Here is a 17,399-nt window from a genome sequence, read left to right on the forward strand (position 1 = left end):
TTGTCTGCTCGACCGCACCAAATTTTCAAGAAAACATGCAGTTTAGGGCGTTAATCCGAAGCATTGGGCTTTCGGTGTGGTGCCGGGCTGCGTTGGTTCCCTCAGCTCGTCAACTGGTTTCCCGAAGCTGCTTTGTGAACCAACGGCTACTCTAAATCGAACCACTTTGAGTCCCACCGAACGAACAGCAAGTCACAATCGGGCGCGTCCCTGTCGACGGGGCGCAGGGCCTCTATCAATTCAAAACTGTGTTTGCCCATCTCTGCCACAAAATCGCTGAACCGGTACCCGTCCTTGAAACGCCGTTTTACCGAGACCTCTGCAATGACGAAATCGGTCCGCTTCAAGGTTTCTTCGGCCCCTCGGATAACGGCGAGTTCATTGCCCTCCGTGTCGATCTTCAGACCAAACCGGCCAGGAATGTCGGAGGTGTAGGAATCAAGGCGCCGTTTATCCACGATGCGCTTTTCCATCTTCACGATGCGATTTTCATACTCTTCGGAGAAACCCGCGACACTCGCCAAAGATCGCCGTTTGCGATCCGTGGTGGGGATGATCAGTTCGGCCTGGCCTTCATCTGCGTCCAACGCCACGATGTTGAGGTCATAATCGATACGCTCGCGCCATGGTGCAACCCGTTGGGCTGTTTCTTCAATCGGATCGAACAGGATGAACTTCTTGTCGGGGAAAGCCTCGTACAGGAAAGGGGTTCCGGCGTCCACGCCGACATCAAGGATTGTGTCCACATCAAAGCCGAAACTGCCAAGGTTCTTCGCAGTCACACCGCCGCTGATCACGGTCAGGCCTGCGCTGTTGAGCCTGCGCATGACTGGTCGGGGGCCGATGAAGTCACCACTTTCAAACTCGACAACTTTCAGGCCGACGGATCGCAGCAATTTACGAAACGAAAAAGCATCAATCTTTGGCATTCAGCAGCCCCATGGGTTTGGAAGTGGCCTGAGAAGCGGAAGCCTTATCTTTGTTCAGCGCGTCCCGTAACGCCCGGCTTTGCAATTCCGGCCGAATTGATACCGCATGATCCATACAGACCGCACGGATTTTCAGCAGGTCTTCGGGATCAAAATCGATCAGTTTACGCATTTGGAACATCATGCCGCGCGGATTTCCGTCTGCGTATAGGAACTCGTGTACGGCGTCCGGAAGGTGGTCTCTAAGCGGTCTGACGTTCGGCCCGACAATGGGTAGGCCATAGGTCAGCGCCAGATTCACCGAACCCGACGTCAGAATTCGGCTGAATGGCGCGACGCAGGCATGGCTACCTGCAATAACATCGCGCAGGTCTTGGTCTGGCAGATACCTGTCGTGAAACCTGACATTGGGCATTTCCCGGATCGGTTGCTGTCCCTTGCGCTCGCCCGCGATAACGGCCCCTGCAATGTCCAGCTCCCACGCTTGATCCCGGATATAGAGCGATTTCAGCGCTTGCCACATAAACTGCCCGCCGCGATTTTCCTGCACTTTTCCGATATGAACAAACCTGCGGTGCTGGGATGGTGCGAGAGCGCCACGCCGCGCCAAAGTGTCTTCGGCCGGCTCGTAGACCCCCAGATAGCTTGGATGCGCGACCAGTAGGATTTTTTCCCAGGGTATTCCGTAAGTTTCGGTCATCAGCTCAACTGCATAAGGCGTATGCAAGTGAATTTTGTCTGCTTGCCGAACCAGCAGGGCGCGCCCTTCGTGGATGGTGTCCATGTCCCTCGCAGAATTGTGCGGGTGGAAGTTGTGAACGGTCCAAACGATCTTTACGCCTTTTTCTCTCAACGCCGCCAAACCTGCTTCGATCTTTGCAAAACGATCTTGAGCCGGGATGTCATTCCTGCTGCCGAACTCAACTGTCTCCCAATGTATCCAGTATATGTCACCCTTTTGCATAGGGGGCAGTTCACCAGCATAAAACGCCCTGAGCCGCAAAACCCGGACATCGTAGCCTGAGAAACTGCTGTAAATCATGCTCTGATACGGATTGTTCCCCAGCGGCGCGTTGGAAAAAATCGTCGGCATTAACTCAATCCCTATTCAGGCCCTTAAAGCGCAACGCAAAGTCGTCGTCGCATTTACCTGTATCAACAATCCGCCTGCCGACCTCAACCAGTAAGGTCTGTGTGGTCGCATATCGGTTGCGCAAGGCAATGGACTGATCAGTTGCTGTGTACGATCACGTTGTTCGTGGTGCATGACGCGCCGGTCAAGTGGCAAGGCGCTTATTTGGAAAAGGGACAATTGTCGGGGCATCGTGTCCGTGCGATCACGTCTGCTCGCTTGCAAAGCCCCGTGCGGAACCGTAACAAAGTTGGGCGTTCAAGTTTGTCTGCAAGCGCCCGGCAAGGCCTGATATTGCAGGAACTCCAACGGTTCGGAATGAAGGTCACTGGTGATAGTTGATGAGACTTGTCGTATCCACGATGAAAGACGAAGGGCCGTTCATCCTGGAGTGGATAGCCTACTATATTTCAATCGGGTTCACGCATTTCATTGTCAACTCGAATGACTGTTCGGACGGTACGGACGCCATCCTGAAACGGTGTGAAGAGCTTGGGTTTCTGGCGCACATAGACAATCCGGGCCCGTGGGAGTTCGGGCCGCAGGCGTCGGCCTATTCAAATGCGATGCAGCATCCCTGGTACAAGGAAGCCGAGTGGATCATGGTGTGCGATGTGGATGAGTTTTTTGACATCCGCGTCGGCGACGGAACGTTGGATGACCTGTTTCAGGCGCAGCCGCATGCCGACGGGTTCGCGGCGCTTTGGCAGCTGTTTGGTCACAATGGGATCGTGGATTTTGAAGATCGCTTCATAACCGAACAGTTCACCAAAGCAGGCGAGCTGGGTGCGGTGCTGCCACAAAATCTGCGCGCGTTCAAATCTCTGATCCGAAACAACGGATCGTATTATGCGCTCAATACGCACCGTCCTCGTGGACCTGTTCGTGGCAAGGCAGAGCGCTTTGCCTGGATTGACGGGGACGGGGATCCTTTGCCGCCCGCGATGCGGCGCAGGGGCTGGGCCTTTTCCACCACCGGTGCAGGGTTCGGGGGCAACTTGTTCCGCATGAACCACTATGCGGTGCGGTCCATTGAAAGCTACCTGATGAAGCGCGTACGGGGTGACGTGAATACCACGGCCTTTCATCCGAAGATGGAGGCGACCGGGCAGGCGTATTGGCATTTGCACTGCTATAACGAGGTTGAAGAAACCTCGATCCTGTCAAAGGTTGCGCGTCTTCGTGAAACCTTTGATCGGCTGCGGTCGGACACTGTTCTGGATGAATTGCACCAGCAAGCGGTGGCATTCCACAAGGATCGGATCTCGGTCATTCGGGAAACCGAAGCTGCAAGCAGTTTTATAAAGAAATACAGGAACTTCAAAGGCGGGCAGAATGTGAAAGCGCTGGATCTGGGGGTTATTGAAGAGGCCAATATTTCCTTTGATCCTACGATGTACAAAGATCCAAACGTTACATTTGCTCAGGTCGCCAAGTGGAACCGCATTGGGCAAATGGCGAAAGCGCAGAACTCGAAACCAAAGAATTATCCGTGGTTTGTGCGACTGGATGCTCTGGAGACGCCGCTACAGTATGAAGAGGCTGCCGCGCAGCACGCGATCATCACCGAACCAACACAGGTTTCTGTGCCCTTTGATCCCAAGGATTCCTGCCATCTGCCTATTGCTTCGCCCGAAATCGCAAGAACGGCAGAGCAGCGGCGGGATTTCTTGCAGTCAATTAGTGGGAAGAAAAATTGGGTTCTTATTGGGCAGGTTGAAACTGAAATCGTTGAAGAGATTCTTGCCTTACAGTCGGTTGCAAGGCTGACGATCCTGGCACCTTGGGGGTTGTCGTGGGACGGCTACGCTTGTGATGACACAACGCAGAACCCGGACCTTCAGGCAATGGACCGCGCGTTCTACGCATTTTTGGAGTTTTTTCGTGAACCAATTCTAGCAGGGCGATTGCGTATCTACCGTGCGATGCCACAACTGATGCTTAAATTCTTCAAAAATGAATCTGTTGGTGTTGCGATCATTAGGGGTGTGCGCTCTGAACGTATCACGAACCAATTGTTACGCCGGATTGACCGCGTCCTCGCCCCCGGTGGAAGCATCGCTTTCACGACCTATCGGCGCCGTGGGGGTGGGTCCTATGCTGGGATGAACGCGGCCATCAACAGCTTTTTGGGGCAGAATGCGACCCGTTACAGGGTGACCAGTCTGCAACCACCGTGGCTTGGGATCGACAAGTTACCGCCACTTAACGCAGAAGAGACTTAGCTTCTGGCTCTTGTCTTGTTGGCGTGATAGCCATTGCTCAATGAACAAAACGGGTTCTGTGTGTGACTGAAACCCGTCTGCCAAGCGAGGTCGAGATGTCAAACGAACCCAAGGTCATAGGTGCAGCACCCGGAAGCCCGCTGAAACCGAAGGCGGACAAGGTGACCAAGCGCAAGAATTCGAAAGAGGCCATCCGACGGACTTTTCTTTCAAGGCTGCCCAAGGGTGGCGTCGCGGTTGAGATTGGCGTCTGGCAGGGCGAGTTTTCTCCGACCATTCTGAAACTGATCGAGCCAAGTCAGTTGTTCCTGATCGACCCGTGGAAGCACATTGGCGAAGAATCCCATACCACCGCGTTTGTTGGCCGGACCGAAGACGAGAAGATGGAAGCGATCTTCCAAAAGGTCGTGAAGGCGTTCGAGGCCGAGATCGAAGAGGGCAAGGTTGGCATCATTCGCGATTTCTCGGTTCCCGCGCTGGAACTGTTTGACGAAAAGAGTATCTCGTTCGCCTATGTCGACGGCGATCATTCCTACGAGGGGGTCTCGGCAGATCTGGCCGCGCTGTTCCCCAAGATGAAGATCGGCGGGATCATGGCGTTTGATGACTATCACCGCCGTGGCTGGTGGGGGGACGGGGTGATCCGTGCCGTGAACGAATTCCTGGGCCAGTATCCGCGCCACTTGCGTATCCGGGCCATCGCAGGCGCACAGATCGCGATCGAGAAGATCGAGCCTCAGGATGACAGCAAAGGCTGATCTGACCCAGTTTTGAGACCGAGCGCATCAGATGCAAAACCCTGAAAAAATCGTCATCACCGCCATGAAGAATGAGGGGCCTTACATTCTTGAATGGGTGGCCCATCACAAAGTGCTCGGCTTTGACAAGATCATCGTCTACACCAACGATTGCTCGGACGGGACAAATCGCATCCTGCGACGGCTGCAAGAGCTCGGGCATGTCGAGTTTCGCCGCAACCGGGTCGGCGTCGGAGGGATTCACCGGTCTGCCCTTCGGCAGGCGCGTCGATTGCCGGTGGTGAAAGAGGCGAAGTGGATCTATGTCTGCGATGCTGACGAGTTTCTGAATATCCATGTCGGGAACCACAAGGTCGACGACCTGATCGAGGCGACCCCGGATGTGGATGTTATCTCGATCCCGTGGAAGATATTCTCGAACAATGGTCGTCATGTGTTGCGGGATTCTCCGGTCACGGCGCAGTTTCTTGACGGCGAACTGGATTTTGAACAGGGCGGGGCCGGGCGGCGATTTGTAAAGTCGATCTTCCGGCAGGGGGAGTTTTACAACCGCTTCGGTCTGCACAACCCGCATCCCAGGCCCGAGTTCCAGTCCAGCGTGTTCCGCTCTGTGGCGGGTGGGCACGCAAGGGAACCCGCGCCCTTCGGAAACCACGTCTCGCCGCCGTTTGGCTTTGAGGTCGCGCAGATCAACCACTATGCCGTGCGCTCGACCCAAGCATATCTGGCAAAACGCAGCCGCGGCCGGGCGAACCATTCGTCTCAGACCCTTGGAACCGAATACTGGGATCGCTGGAACCGAGGTGGATCGCGCGATGAAACCATTCTGTGCTATCAGGATGAAACGGCAGAGATGCTGAAGCAGTTCAAATCGGACGAGGTGCTGCAGCGGTTGCATCGCAGGGCGTTTCGCTGGCACAAAGACCTTATTTCCGACCTTATGAAGGTTCCGGATTATAATGAACTGTATCAACGGCTTGTGGAGCGACCCGCAGCCAGCTTTGTTGAACAGGATCGTGGCGTACGCGAGCGCGTCAGAAGCGAACCTTTGCCGCGCCCGTCTGATCAAAATCAACCGGATATGTGAATAAAGACCCCGGAGAATCGAATTAATGGTTGTCGACAACAAGCTTCCGACGGTTGGAATGCTCTGGCTGGAAGGACCGCTGAGTTTTCTCGAGCAGATGTGCCTGCTGTCCTTTGTGGCGAACGGACACAAAGTGGTGCTGTTCCACTATGGCGAGGTCGAAAACGTACCCGAAGGTATCGAGCTGGTGTCGGCAAATGAAATTCACGAGCCGCAGCAATTCATCATGAACAACCAGTTCAAAACTCCGGTCCCGCAGTCGGATATCTTCCGGCTGCAACTTATGAAGAAAACCGATTTTCTGTGGTGCGATACGGATGTAATCTCGCTGGCCCCGATCCCGAAAGCGGATCATATTTTTGGGTATTTCAACAATACCACGATCTGCAACGCGATCATGCGGTTGCCATCTGACAGTCCGGCATTGCGGGGTTACACTGAATACAGCCTTGATCCGTTCCCGATCCGCCCGTGGATCGAGGGTGAAGAGCGGGAAGAGCTGGAACGCCAGAAACGCACCGGTGAGCTGCCTCATGCGTCGGAACAAGCGCACAGTGTGTATGGGCCAGGCGTGCTGACATGGTTCCTGAGGCACCATGGTGAGATTGAACACGCGAGCCCTGTTTCGGTTTTCTATCCCCTTCCGTTCCGGCACACGGGGCAGGCGAACGATATTTCCGCGCGCGAGTTCCGACGGAAGTATCTAACGGACGAAACCCTTGCTGTGCATCTTTGGGGCCGTCGGATGCGGTGGTGGATCGCCAAAGGAATTAACCGTCATTCGTTTTTGGATCGGCGATTGCGGGGATTGGGCATCCGCCCGGCGGATGCGCCTTTGCCGAGAAAGGGCAAGGGCGCTCCGAAGAAGATCGTGTTTCCGGGTGACCTGCCTGAACTGCGCATCAGCAAGGAAGAGATCAGTGCATCCACCAAAGGTGTTATGTCCGTTGCGCAGGTTTCCAATTCGGAACAGTATCTTAAGGTCGCTCAGCTTGAACTGGACAAGATCAGAGAGCGCGGTCTCTACGGTGTGAACAGCGAGCCGCGCGCAGGACACCGACGGGGCTGGGATCATTATCAAAGCGACGTGTCCCGCATGCATGCCTTGTCGATGTCCTTATCGCGCTTTGCCAACAACCAGCGCTATTTGCCGGACTTGTCCAACCCGAAGACCGTGACGGAAAAACTGTTGGTCATGAAGCTGTTTGCCGAGATGCCGGTTGTCTCTGCCGCGGATAAGCTGACTGCTGAAAGATATGTGCCGGACACCGCCAGACATCTTCTAACCCCTGTCAAACGGTACTGGAATTCACCAACGCCAGAGTTGCCGGCGGATATTGATCTGGAACCGGGTAGCTATTGGCTAAAGTGCAACAATGGTCAGGGTCAAAATCATCGTATGACCTGGCCCATGACCGCCGAAGAACATGATCTGGCCAACGAAAAGCTTGTCAACTGGAGCAAAAAGCCGGTCCCGCACGGATATTGGGCGGCCGAATGGTGGTATTCGACCATAGACACGCAATATTTCATCGAAGAAGACCTTGCCGCCGAAGGCGAGGATATCATCGACTGGAAATTCTGGGTTGTCGCCGGGCGGGTGCAGCTTGTTCAGGTCGACCGGGATCGGTCTCGTGGGCATGTGCAGATGATCCATGACCGGGACTTCAACTTCATTCCCAAAGAGTTGTATTTCAAAACCAGTGAAGACACCGAGCCAAGGCCCGAACGGTTTGACGACATGGTTCAGATCGCCGAAGCGATTGGTCAGCGGGTCGAATTTGCGCGGGTGGATCTCTATGCGATTGGCGACAAGATTTACCTTGGTGAAATCACGCTCTGCCCCTTTGGCGGCAAGCGTCAGATGCGCACGCCCGAGTTGGACGCGCAGTTGGGCGAGGCGTGGACGGGGACACGTTTGTTCCCGACCTAAAATCGCGGGTTTATTCGACCGTGATTTCCTGACGCAACCGGCCAGTTGTCTTGTCGAAAATCAGAATGCGATTGTCATCGGTCACCACCGCGTACCAGTTGTTGCCAATCGTGACCGACTGCGCCCTTGCACCATCGGGCAATTCGACCTGATCGGGCAGGGTGGGGGTGCGGTCCGTTAAGCGGATGACAATCAGTGCGAATGTCACTAGAACCCCGCCAATCATCACCGCGGTCAGCAGCATGACCATGCGCCGCAGCAATCGCAGTTGTGGCGTCTCTTGCGGTTCGTCTTGGGGGTCGGAAGGAACAGTCATGGGCACCCGCCAGATAGAGTTTCAGATCGCGGCCGATCCGCCGCCCCGCCTTGATAAGGCGCTTTCGCGGGATGTGCCAGCCGATGAGAACCTGTCGCGCACCCGATTGGCGCGTTTGATTGAAGAGGGCGCGGTGTCCATTGACGGGGTCACGATTCTCGATCCGAAATACAAAGTACCCGAAGGTGCTACGGTGGCCATCACCGTCGCCGAAGCCGAAGACAGCCATATCGGCCCCGAGGATATTCCGCTGCAGGTTGTCTATGAGGACGCAGACCTGATCGTGATCAACAAACCGGCAGGCATGGTGGTGCATCCGGCGCCGGGCTCGCCCAATGGAACGCTGGTCAACGCTCTGTTGCACCATTGCGGCAAGGATCTTTCCGGGGTCGGTGGCGTCAAACGCCCCGGCATCGTTCATAGAATAGATAAAGAAACCAGCGGCTTGCTGGTCGTCGCTAAATCAGATGCGGCACATCACGGGCTGGCCGCTCAGTTCGAGTCGCATAGCGTCGAGCGTTACTATCGCGCCATTTGCTACGGGGTGCCCGATGCCAATGATCCGCGTTTGCGTGGGGTGAAGGGTGTCAGTTTCGAACCCGGCAATATCATGCGTTTGACGACTCAGTTGGCGCGGCACAAGACGGATCGGCAAAGACAGGCTGTGCTGTTCCATGGCGGGCGGCACGCCGTTACACGGGCACGGGTCGTCGAGACGTTTGGCGCTCCTGCAGGGCTGGCATTGATCGAATGCTGGCTGGAAACCGGTCGGACACATCAGATCAGGGTTCACATGGCCCATGCCGGGCACGGGCTGGTCGGAGATCCGGTCTATGGCGGCAAGCGCAAACTGGCGACCAAAGCCTTTAGCCCGACGACTGCCGAGGCCGTGCGCGCCTTCCCCCGACAGGCGCTTCATGCCGCTGTTTTGGGCTTTGAACACCCTGTAACGGGCGAATACCTGCGGTTTGAGGCCGAATTGCCCGCCGACATGCAGAATTTGATCGACACTCTGCGCACACCGCTGACATAATCCGCAAACTGTCGTGAGTAAGGCTTTCTTATCTTTCCTTTACCTAAGCTTAATTCCAAACTGTTAACGGTACCTCTTGAAAGGGGTGGGTTCCTTACCTATCTCCTATGTTAAAGACTTAAACATTTGTCGGAGGGACATCATATATGGCAAATTACGCAAATCTCCCCGCACCGACGCCCGAGGGCGGCCTGAACCGCTATATGCAGGAAATCCGCAAGTTTCCGCTGCTTGAGCCGGAAGAAGAATACATGCTGGCCAAGCGCTGGGTGGAAGAGCAGGACACTGAATCCGCGCATAAAATGGTGACGTCTCACCTGCGTCTGGCGGCCAAAATCGCCATGGGCTATCGCGGCTATGGCCTGCCGCAGGCCGAAGTGATTTCCGAAGCGAACGTGGGCCTGATGCAGGCTGTCAAACGGTTCGACCCAGAAAAGGGCTTCCGCCTTGCCACCTATGCAATGTGGTGGATCCGCGCCTCGATCCAGGAATACATCCTGCGGTCGTGGTCTCTGGTAAAGCTGGGCACGACCTCGGCGCAGAAAAAGCTGTTCTTCAACCTGCGCAAGGCCAAGGCCCGCATCGGAGCGCTGGAAGAGGGCGACCTGCGCCCTGAAAATGTCGCGCAGATCGCCAATGATCTCGGTGTGACCGAAGAGGAAGTGATCAGCATGAACCGCCGCATGTCCGGCGGCGATGCCTCGCTGAACGCGACCGTCGGGTCCGAAGGCGAAGGCACCATGCAATGGCAGGACTGGCTTGAGGATGAAGACGCAGATCAGGCCGGTGATTATGAGGCGCGCGATGAACTGGACGCGCGGCGCGAGCTGCTGGCAGCCGCTTTGGAAGTGCTGAATGATCGTGAGAAGGACATTCTGACTCAACGCCGGTTGATGGATCAGCCCGTTACATTGGAAGAGCTGAGCACACAGTACAATGTCAGCCGCGAACGAATCCGCCAGATTGAGGTGCGCGCCTTTGAAAAGCTGCAGAAGAAGATGCGCGATTTGGCGCGCGAGAAGGGTATGCTCGGCACTGTCTGATCGGGCTGCCTGTGCACCGAATGACCGGCTCAACCCTGTTGGGCCGGTTTTCTTTTAGCCAACCTCCACGAAACCTGCATGACAGCGCAGCCTTCTCCCGTTAAGTAGAACCCAACTTTGGTTGCGCTAACGGCGGAGGGGACAATGCAGAAACCGGTTCGATGGGGCGTTCTTGGGGCCTCGAAATTTGCGCGTCAATATCTGGCCCCGGCGATCCACGCAGCAGACGGTGCGCAGCTTTATGGGCTGGCGACCTCGGATCCTGCGAAGGCCGCTCCGTTTCAGGCGTTCTGTCCGGATCTGAACATTTATGACAGCTACGAGGCGATACTGGCGGACCCGCAGATCGATGCGGTTTATATCCCTCTGCCAAACCACCTGCATGTGGAATGGAGCCTGAAGGCGCTGGATGCGGGCAAGCATGTGCTGTGTGAAAAGCCCATGACCATGCGCGCTGATGAATTCGACGCTTTGATTGACAAACGTGATCAGACCGGCCTGCTGGCGGCTGAGGCTTATATGATCGTCCACCATCCACAGTGGCAGTTGACACGCAAGCTGATCGCCGATGGGGCCATCGGCAAACTGGCGCATGTGATCGGTGCGTTCAGCTTTGACAACCGCGCGGACACTGGAAACATCCGCAACAAGGCGGAAACGGGCGGGGGTGGCCTGCGGGATATCGGCGTTTACGTGATCGGCTCGACCCGCTTCGCGACAGGGCAGGAGCCCGTCACCGTTCAATCTGCGATCCGTTGGGAAAACGGGATTGATGCCTTCACCGAGATTCGGGCGCAATTCCCCGACTTCACCTATTCGGCTTATGTCTCGATCCGGATGCACCCGCATCAAGAGATGGTGTTTCACGGCGAAGGCGGCGTGATCCGCCTGACCGCCCCGTTCAACGCGCGTGTCTTTGGCGAGGCGCGGGTTGAACTGCACCGTCCGGGACTTGAGGTTCAGGTCACGCGTTTTCCGGGCGACGATCACTACAAGCTGCAGATCGAGGCGTTTTGTCGATCCGTGCGCGAGGGTGTCGATTACCCGTGCCCGCTGGAATTCTCACGCAGGACGCAGCTGATGATTGATCAGGTGTTTGACGGAGCAGTGGCCCTGTAACTTGCCATAGCCGCTGGCTCGGTTATCCTGTCACTCTTCGGAACAGGAGAGGACCCATGGCAGGCGGCTGGGCACGCGACGGTGCGGTAAGTGAACAGATCGAGGCGTCGATTTCTGACGAACTGGCCCGGATGCAGGCGCAAAAGCGACCCGAGGGCGAAAGCCTGACCCATTGCGCGGAGTGCGAGGAACCGATCCCCGAGAAACGTCGCGCCGCGCTGCCGGGTGTGAAGCTGTGTCTGGAGTGCCAGCAGGAGCGGGACAGCAGTTTCAAGTCGCGCGGCGGGATCAATCGGCGGGGGTCCAAGGATAGCCAGTTAAAGTGACCTGTGTTGTGGCTGCTTTGACCCCATCTCAGCCGATGCTGCAATTTGCATAAATCGCGGACCTGCCCGAAACATTGCTGTCAGGATTCATCTAACGCATAACTGCCGTCTTCGCGGTGCACTTCTCGCCCGCTGAGGGGCGGGGAAAAGACGCAGACCAGACGCAGATCACCTTCTGTCGCGCGCACGATGTGCCGGTCATGCTGATCCAGGGCATACAGGGTAAATGGTTCAAGCGGATGCCAGGTTTCGTCGTTGAACGCCCTGATCTGGCCCCTGCCTTCGATGCAATAACACGCCTCCAGATGATGGGTGTATTCAAGCTCAAGCTCGGCACCCTTCTTGATGATCGTATCCGTCAGCGTAAAGCCCATGCCGTCAGATGCCAGCAATAGCCGCCGGCTTTTCCACCCCGGGCCGGAAACGTCCCGATCTGTGCCAAGGATATCTTTGAGCGTCTTTACAATCATCTTTCGCCGCCTCGTTGTTATCGTACCGCGCGGTTCATCCCGCCGTCGGACAGTATACTCTGACCATTAATGTATCTGGCCCCCTCGCTGGCGAGAAATACGCAGGCCTGTCCAATCTCCTCGAATGTCGCGGGACGCTGCGCGGGGATTTCCCGGCGGGCCCGTTCGGACAGGTTCACGTTCTCGCAGAATCCCGGCAGCAGATTGTTCATGCGAATGTTGTGCCGTGCATAGCGGTCGCCGTAAAGCTTTGAGAAACTGTGCAGAGCACCGCGCAGCATGCTCATGGGGTAGGGCGCACGCGGCTCGATCGTGTTCATGGACGAGATGTTCACGAATGCACCGCCGCCCTGTTCGATCAGGATGGGCGTGACGATGCGGGCGATCTTGACGACGTTCAGCACATACATGTCCAGACTTTCGTGCCAAAGCTCATCGCTCAGCTCCAACAGTGGCCCGTCAAAATCAGGATCGAAGCCCACGGTTTTGATGGCTTCCGGAACCGTCCCGCCATGACCCATATTGCTGACGATGGCATCGATCCTGCCATACTTGCTCATGGTTGTGTCGATCATTGCCTGCAGATCATCGATATCCAGCACCGAGCCTCGGCGGCCAATGCCGCCAAGTTCTTCGGCCAATTCCACAGACCGATTGGATGGGGACATCAGCGAGACCTTGTAGCCTGCCTTTGCCATTTCGATGGCACAGCCCCGGCCAATGCCTTGTCCGGTCCCTGTCATAAGTGCAACTTTGACGTCAGCCATAGTGTGTCCTTCCCGTGCGAAAGTTGTGTGAGGTTTTTTGAGTTAACGGCAGAATAACCCTGCAGGTTTAAGCGGACCTATCGAGTTTATCGGGCATAGCTGTTAGGTTTCCTCACATGACGGAAAACCTCAGACACCTGCGCGCGCTTCAGGCCTTTGACGAAACCGCAACCCATTCGAGCCTGTCCAAGGCCGCAGATGCGCTGAACGTCACGCACGGGGCGATCAGTCGGCAGATCAAACTGCTGGAACTGCATCTGGGTGTGACGCTCTTTCACCGTCGCCCGAATGGCGTTGAACTGACCAAGGCCGGGGAACGCCTGTATCACTCGACACGCGGCGCCTTTTCGGCCTTGCAACTGGGCGTGGCCGAGGTGAAGCGGCTGCATCACCGCCAGTCGATCACAGTGTCTTTGTCCACGTCCCTGGCGCTCAAATGGCTTGTACCGCTGCTGGGGTCGTTTCAGCAGGAACATCCGGGGATCACGTTGTTGCTGGATACAAACGATGCCTTTGCGGATTTCGATATATCCGAGGTCGATGTCGCCCTGCGGTTTGGGGAGCCCGGTTGGGACGGGCTGTATCATGAGCAAATCAGACAAGAAGACCTGATTGTCGTGGCCGCGCCGTCCCTTGTTGGGAAAACGCGCCTGCCGATGCGGCCCGAGGATGTGGCGGACCTGCCTTTATTGCACGATGCCTTCAATATCGGCTGGGAAAGCTGGGCCGCACAAGTCGGGTTGAACCCTGATCGGATCAATGCGCAGAGCATCAAATACGTGGACAGTGCTGTTTTGTTAGAGGCGGCGATAGACGGGCAAGGCGTGGCGCTGGCCAGACATCTTTTAGCGGAAAGGGATTTGAACCTTGGCCGGTTGATCCGCCTTGATGAAAGCCGTGTTCCTCTGGGTCGCGGGCTCTACTTTGTCTGCCGCCCCGGCGATCAGGAGAGGGTCACGGTGAGAATATTCAAGAAGTGGCTCATGTCCCTTTGATAACCGGGCTCCCATCGAAGCCCGGTTTGTTGCGCAAAGCGTTGTAGGCAGTCCTTTGTAGGACCGCCTTACCCCTCCATCGCTTCCAACTCGTCAATGAAGCCCGAGATCATCGACAGGCCCTTGTCCCAGAACTTCGGATCGCTCGCGTCCAGCCCAAACGGGGCCAGCAATTCCTTGTGGTGTTTTGATCCACCAGCGCGCAGCATCTCGAAATACTTGTCCTCGAACCCCTCGGCACCGCTTTCGTAAACGGAATAGAGCGCGTTCACGAGGCCGTCGCCAAAGGCATAGGCGTAGACGTAGAAGGGTGAGTGAACAAAGTGGGGGATATAGGCCCAGAAGGTCTCATACCCTTCCATAAATTCGAATGCCGGACCAAGGCTTTCGGCCTGAACGCTCATCCACAGGGCATTGATGTCATCCGGGGTCAACTCGCCTGCGCGGCGGGCGGCGTGCAGTTTGCATTCGAAGTCGTAGAAGGCGATCTGGCGGACCACCGTGTTGATCATATCCTCGACCTTGCCGGCCAGCAGCACCTTGCGCTGTTCCGGCGTTTCGGCCTGATCCAGCATCTTGCGGAAGGTCAGCATTTCGCCAAACACCGACGCCGTTTCAGCCAATGTCAGCGGCGTGGATGACAGCATCTCACCCTGATCCGCGGCAAGAACCTGATGCACGCCGTGGCCCAGCTCATGCGCCAGGGTCATCACGTCGCGCGGTTTGCCCAGATAGTTCAGCATCACATAAGGATGCACGTCGGTCACGGTTGGATGCGCAAAGGCGCCGGGCGCCTTACCCGGTTTCACCGCTGCATCGATCCAGCCTTTCGAAAAGAAGGGCGAGGCGATCTCTCCCATACGCGGATCAAACGCGTTGTATGCGTCCATCACCGTCTTTTCGGCCTCATCCCATCCAACGATGCGGGTGTCTTCCATCGGCAGGGGCGCGTTGCGGTCCCAGACCTGCATGACGTCCAGACCCAGCCATTTGCGTTTCAACTCATAGTAGCGATGGCTGAGTTTGGGGTAGGCCGCCACGACGGCCTCACGCAGGGCCTCGACCACTTCGGGTTCGACGTCGTTCGACAGATGGCGACCGGTTTGAGCTGTCGGCATGTTGCGCCAGCGGTCTAGGATCTCTTTCTCCTTGGCCTGCGTGTTGTGCACACGGGCGAAGGTTTTGATGTTGTCCTGAAATACGCTAGCCAGTTCGCGCGCCGCCGCCTCGCGTTTGCTGCGGTCCTGTTCGGTCAGCAGGTTCAGGGTGCCTTCGATATTCAGCTCTTCGCCATCGACGGTAAAGGTCAGCCCGGCGATGGTTTCGTCGAACAGGCGTTCCCATGCGTCACCGACGACGCCCAGATCGTGCAGAAACTTTTCCAACTCGTCGGACAGTTGATAGGGTTTCATCGCGCGGATGCGCCGGAAGACCGGCTCGTACCGGGCCAGATCGGCATTGGCGTCGAAATGCCCCTTCAGCACATCGTCGTCGATGCGGTTAAGTTCCAGCGTGAAGAAGACCAGCGGAGTGGTGAAGATCGTGATCTTCTCCTGCATGTCCGACAGGAATTTGGCGCGGTCGGCATCGGTGGTCAGCTGGTAATAGCGCAAGCCCGCGAAGGACATGATCCGCCCGGCGATCGAGTTGATCTTTTCGTTGCGCAGCACGCAGGTCAGCAGGCCGTTTGCGTCCAGTTCGGCCAGCTTGCCCTCATAATCCGCAGCAAAAGACGCACATTCGCCTTCCAGCCATCCCAGATCGCGATCCAGCTCGGGCGCGTCTTCTGCGGTGTAGAGATCGCTCAGATCCCATTCCGGCAGGTTGCCCAGATTGTCGGCACCGCCGACGGCATTCGCATCACGGACGGGAAAGGGAAGGTCGCGCATAGATCACCTTTTGAAGACTGCTTTGGCAAACATCTAGGGCTGGCGCGCGGGGATCACAAGCGGCCAGTTTGCACACGGGCGATCAATACAAGTGGGGGCTAGGGTGTACCGTTGGATTGATTGGCCAGAAAATGCGCCGCGAGTTGGTCCAGAACCGGTCCGCGCACGTCGGGGGCCTCCATCAGAACCTCGTGTTCGCCATCCGGTATCTCGACCAGCTTCCCGTTGGGCCAGTTGGCCATACGCGCACGGATTGCCTTGCGATCCACGATCTGTTCGTGACTGCCCAAAAAAGTCAGGCAGGCTGTGTCCGGGGCAGGCTGATCCATCAACCAGGCGCATTCGTCCAGTGACTCGCGCAGCCACAGGTTTGACGGTGCGCCAAGCGACAGTTCGGGATGCGCCTCTAGCTGATCCTGCATCATCTTGTACATGACCGGATCACGGGTCAGAACGTTGCCTTCGAACGGTTGCGTCAACACATAGCTGTCCAGCGAGGTTGTCGGCGGCGTCCGTTCGCCCAGCCCAAGGGCCGTTCCCCAATACGCGGTTACACGGCTGAGCGGTTTCATGATCGGCGTGAAGAAAATGCCCCACATAGGCCCCGTGAAGGCGCACGCGGCAAAGCAATTCTTCTCGATCACAGCACGCAGGCCAATGGCACCGCCCATCGAGTGGCCGATGACATACCAGGGTTTCGGCAGGTCAAGCTGTGTCGCCAGATCCAAAACCGCAGTCACATCGTGCTGATAGTCCGGGAAGTGGTCCACATGACCCACACGCGGGTTGTCCAGCAGGCGATCTGCCAGACCCTGGCCGCGCCAGTCGACGGCAAGCATGGCAAAACCGCGTTCTGCGAACTCACCCGCTGTGCTGCCGTATTTCTCGATATATTCCGTTCGGCCCGGAAACATGAAGACCGTGCCGTGCGTATCGCCTTCGGGCCGCCAATGGCCCACGCGGATACGCTTTTGATCTGCGGTGTGCAGCCAATGGGCCGCACCACCAGCAGGACCGCCGGCCACATCTTCGAACAAGGGGGCCGGCGACAACTCCATCAGGCCAGCACCGAGGCAAGTTTCATGGCAATACCCATGTCACCGTCCACGCTCAGCTTGCCTGACATGAACGCGCCCGTCGGGTTCAGTTCACCGCTGAGGATTTGTTCGAACGTATCAGCATCGGCGGTCAGGGTCACATCTGCGTCTTCATCGCTGACGCGTGCGCCGTCTGCATCCAGAACGATGGCACCGTGCTCGGCAATCGCAAACTTGGCCGAGGCGTCAAACGCGCCACCCGACAGTTTTTCGTTCAGTGCGGCTGCCGCCTTTTCAAGAATCTCGCTCATGGTGTTCCTCATTTTGTTAGTGCGCCGTG

The 17,399-nt window shown here is 56.8% G+C and carries 17 protein-coding genes; 9 read left to right on the forward strand and 8 right to left on the reverse strand.

Translation table 11 applies throughout. The annotated features are described in order from the left end of the window. Positions 1 to 146: 146 nt before the first annotated feature. Entirely contained in the window at positions 147 to 929 is a 783-nt protein-coding gene (locus ACR0C9_RS04315; RefSeq protein ID WP_170517945.1) for an FkbM family methyltransferase, read from the reverse strand. After that, a complete protein-coding gene (locus ACR0C9_RS04320) occupies positions 916 to 2,022 on the reverse strand; it encodes a glycosyltransferase family 4 protein (protein ID WP_480780464.1) in 1,107 nt (368 codons plus the stop codon). The genes ACR0C9_RS04315 and ACR0C9_RS04320 overlap by 14 nt, the downstream gene beginning before the upstream one ends. Positions 2,023 to 2,423: 401 nt before the next feature. On the opposite strand from ACR0C9_RS04320, the gene ACR0C9_RS04325 reads away from it, so the two are divergent. The 4 genes from ACR0C9_RS04325 to ACR0C9_RS04340 all read left to right on the forward strand — a co-directional run bounded on the left by ACR0C9_RS04325 (position 2,424) and on the right by ACR0C9_RS04340 (position 8,064). Then, entirely contained in the window at positions 2,424 to 4,286 is a 1,863-nt protein-coding gene (locus ACR0C9_RS04325; protein ID WP_480708051.1) for a glycosyltransferase family 2 protein, read from the forward strand. Between the two features lie 62 nt (positions 4,287 to 4,348). Continuing rightward, positions 4,349 to 5,044, forward strand: a complete 696-nt coding sequence (locus ACR0C9_RS04330; protein ID WP_480780465.1) for a class I SAM-dependent methyltransferase — start codon at positions 4,349 to 4,351, stop codon at positions 5,042 to 5,044. 31 nt (positions 5,045 to 5,075) lie between these two features. Further along, positions 5,076 to 6,131 (forward strand): glycosyltransferase family 2 protein, encoded by a 1,056-nt coding sequence (locus ACR0C9_RS04335; protein WP_480780466.1) that lies wholly within the window; start codon positions 5,076 to 5,078, stop codon positions 6,129 to 6,131. A gap of 25 nt (positions 6,132 to 6,156) precedes the next feature. Continuing rightward, positions 6,157 to 8,064, forward strand: coding sequence for an ATP-grasp fold amidoligase family protein (locus ACR0C9_RS04340; RefSeq protein ID WP_170621636.1), 1,908 nt, complete (start codon positions 6,157 to 6,159; stop codon positions 8,062 to 8,064). A 10-nt stretch (positions 8,065 to 8,074) separates the two neighbouring features. Here ACR0C9_RS04340 and ACR0C9_RS04345 read toward each other — a convergent pair whose 3' ends face one another. Continuing rightward, on the reverse strand, positions 8,075 to 8,380 hold the full coding sequence (locus ACR0C9_RS04345; protein ID WP_170451397.1) for a DUF6476 family protein: 306 nt from the start codon (positions 8,378 to 8,380) through the stop codon (positions 8,075 to 8,077). Here ACR0C9_RS04345 and ACR0C9_RS04350 point away from each other — a divergent pair. The 4 genes from ACR0C9_RS04350 (at position 8,379) to ACR0C9_RS04365 (ending at position 11,901) form a co-directional block, all read left to right on the forward strand. Beyond that, positions 8,379 to 9,413, forward strand: coding sequence for an RluA family pseudouridine synthase (locus ACR0C9_RS04350; protein ID WP_480780467.1), 1,035 nt, complete (start codon positions 8,379 to 8,381; stop codon positions 9,411 to 9,413). The genes ACR0C9_RS04345 and ACR0C9_RS04350 overlap by 2 nt on opposite strands. Positions 9,414 to 9,559: 146 nt before the next feature. Further along, complete coding sequence (gene rpoH / locus ACR0C9_RS04355) at positions 9,560 to 10,456, forward strand: RNA polymerase sigma factor RpoH (protein ID WP_170451393.1); 897 nt, start codon at positions 9,560 to 9,562, stop codon at positions 10,454 to 10,456. A gap of 144 nt (positions 10,457 to 10,600) precedes the next feature. Beyond that, entirely contained in the window at positions 10,601 to 11,575 is a 975-nt protein-coding gene (locus ACR0C9_RS04360) for a Gfo/Idh/MocA family protein (protein WP_480780468.1), read from the forward strand. Between the two features lie 56 nt (positions 11,576 to 11,631). Continuing rightward, positions 11,632 to 11,901, forward strand: a complete 270-nt coding sequence (locus ACR0C9_RS04365) for a DksA/TraR family C4-type zinc finger protein (RefSeq protein ID WP_170451390.1) — start codon at positions 11,632 to 11,634, stop codon at positions 11,899 to 11,901. A gap of 80 nt (positions 11,902 to 11,981) precedes the next feature. Here ACR0C9_RS04365 and ACR0C9_RS04370 read toward each other — a convergent pair whose 3' ends face one another. Both ACR0C9_RS04370 and ACR0C9_RS04375 read right to left on the reverse strand, forming a co-directional pair. Continuing rightward, positions 11,982 to 12,371 carry an ectoine synthase gene (locus tag ACR0C9_RS04370; RefSeq protein WP_480780469.1) on the reverse strand — a complete coding sequence of 130 codons (390 nt, stop codon included), beginning with the start codon at positions 12,369 to 12,371 and terminating at the stop codon, positions 11,982 to 11,984. Between the two features lie 17 nt (positions 12,372 to 12,388). Beyond that, positions 12,389 to 13,138: an SDR family oxidoreductase gene (locus tag ACR0C9_RS04375; RefSeq protein WP_170621640.1), complete on the reverse strand. Its 750-nt coding sequence runs from the start codon at positions 13,136 to 13,138 to the stop codon at positions 12,389 to 12,391. A gap of 116 nt (positions 13,139 to 13,254) precedes the next feature. Between ACR0C9_RS04375 and ACR0C9_RS04380 the strand changes: the two genes are divergently transcribed. Continuing rightward, positions 13,255 to 14,133, forward strand: a complete 879-nt coding sequence (locus ACR0C9_RS04380; protein WP_480780470.1) for a LysR substrate-binding domain-containing protein — start codon at positions 13,255 to 13,257, stop codon at positions 14,131 to 14,133. Positions 14,134 to 14,201: 68 nt separating this feature from the next. On the opposite strand, the gene ACR0C9_RS04385 is transcribed toward ACR0C9_RS04380, so the two are convergent. From ACR0C9_RS04385 to ACR0C9_RS04395, 3 genes are all read right to left on the reverse strand, one after another. Further along, positions 14,202 to 16,022: a M3 family oligoendopeptidase gene (locus ACR0C9_RS04385; RefSeq protein WP_480581584.1), complete on the reverse strand. Its 1,821-nt coding sequence runs from the start codon at positions 16,020 to 16,022 to the stop codon at positions 14,202 to 14,204. A 98-nt stretch (positions 16,023 to 16,120) separates the two neighbouring features. Then, positions 16,121 to 17,080, reverse strand: a complete 960-nt coding sequence (locus tag ACR0C9_RS04390; protein ID WP_170734554.1) for an alpha/beta hydrolase — start codon at positions 17,078 to 17,080, stop codon at positions 16,121 to 16,123. Beyond that, positions 17,080 to 17,370, reverse strand: coding sequence for an SCP2 sterol-binding domain-containing protein (locus tag ACR0C9_RS04395; protein ID WP_170451378.1), 291 nt, complete (start codon positions 17,368 to 17,370; stop codon positions 17,080 to 17,082). The genes ACR0C9_RS04390 and ACR0C9_RS04395 overlap by 1 nt, the downstream gene beginning before the upstream one ends. Positions 17,371 to 17,399 lie beyond the last annotated feature (29 nt).

Source organism: Ruegeria sp. C12 (assembly GCF_056537745.1).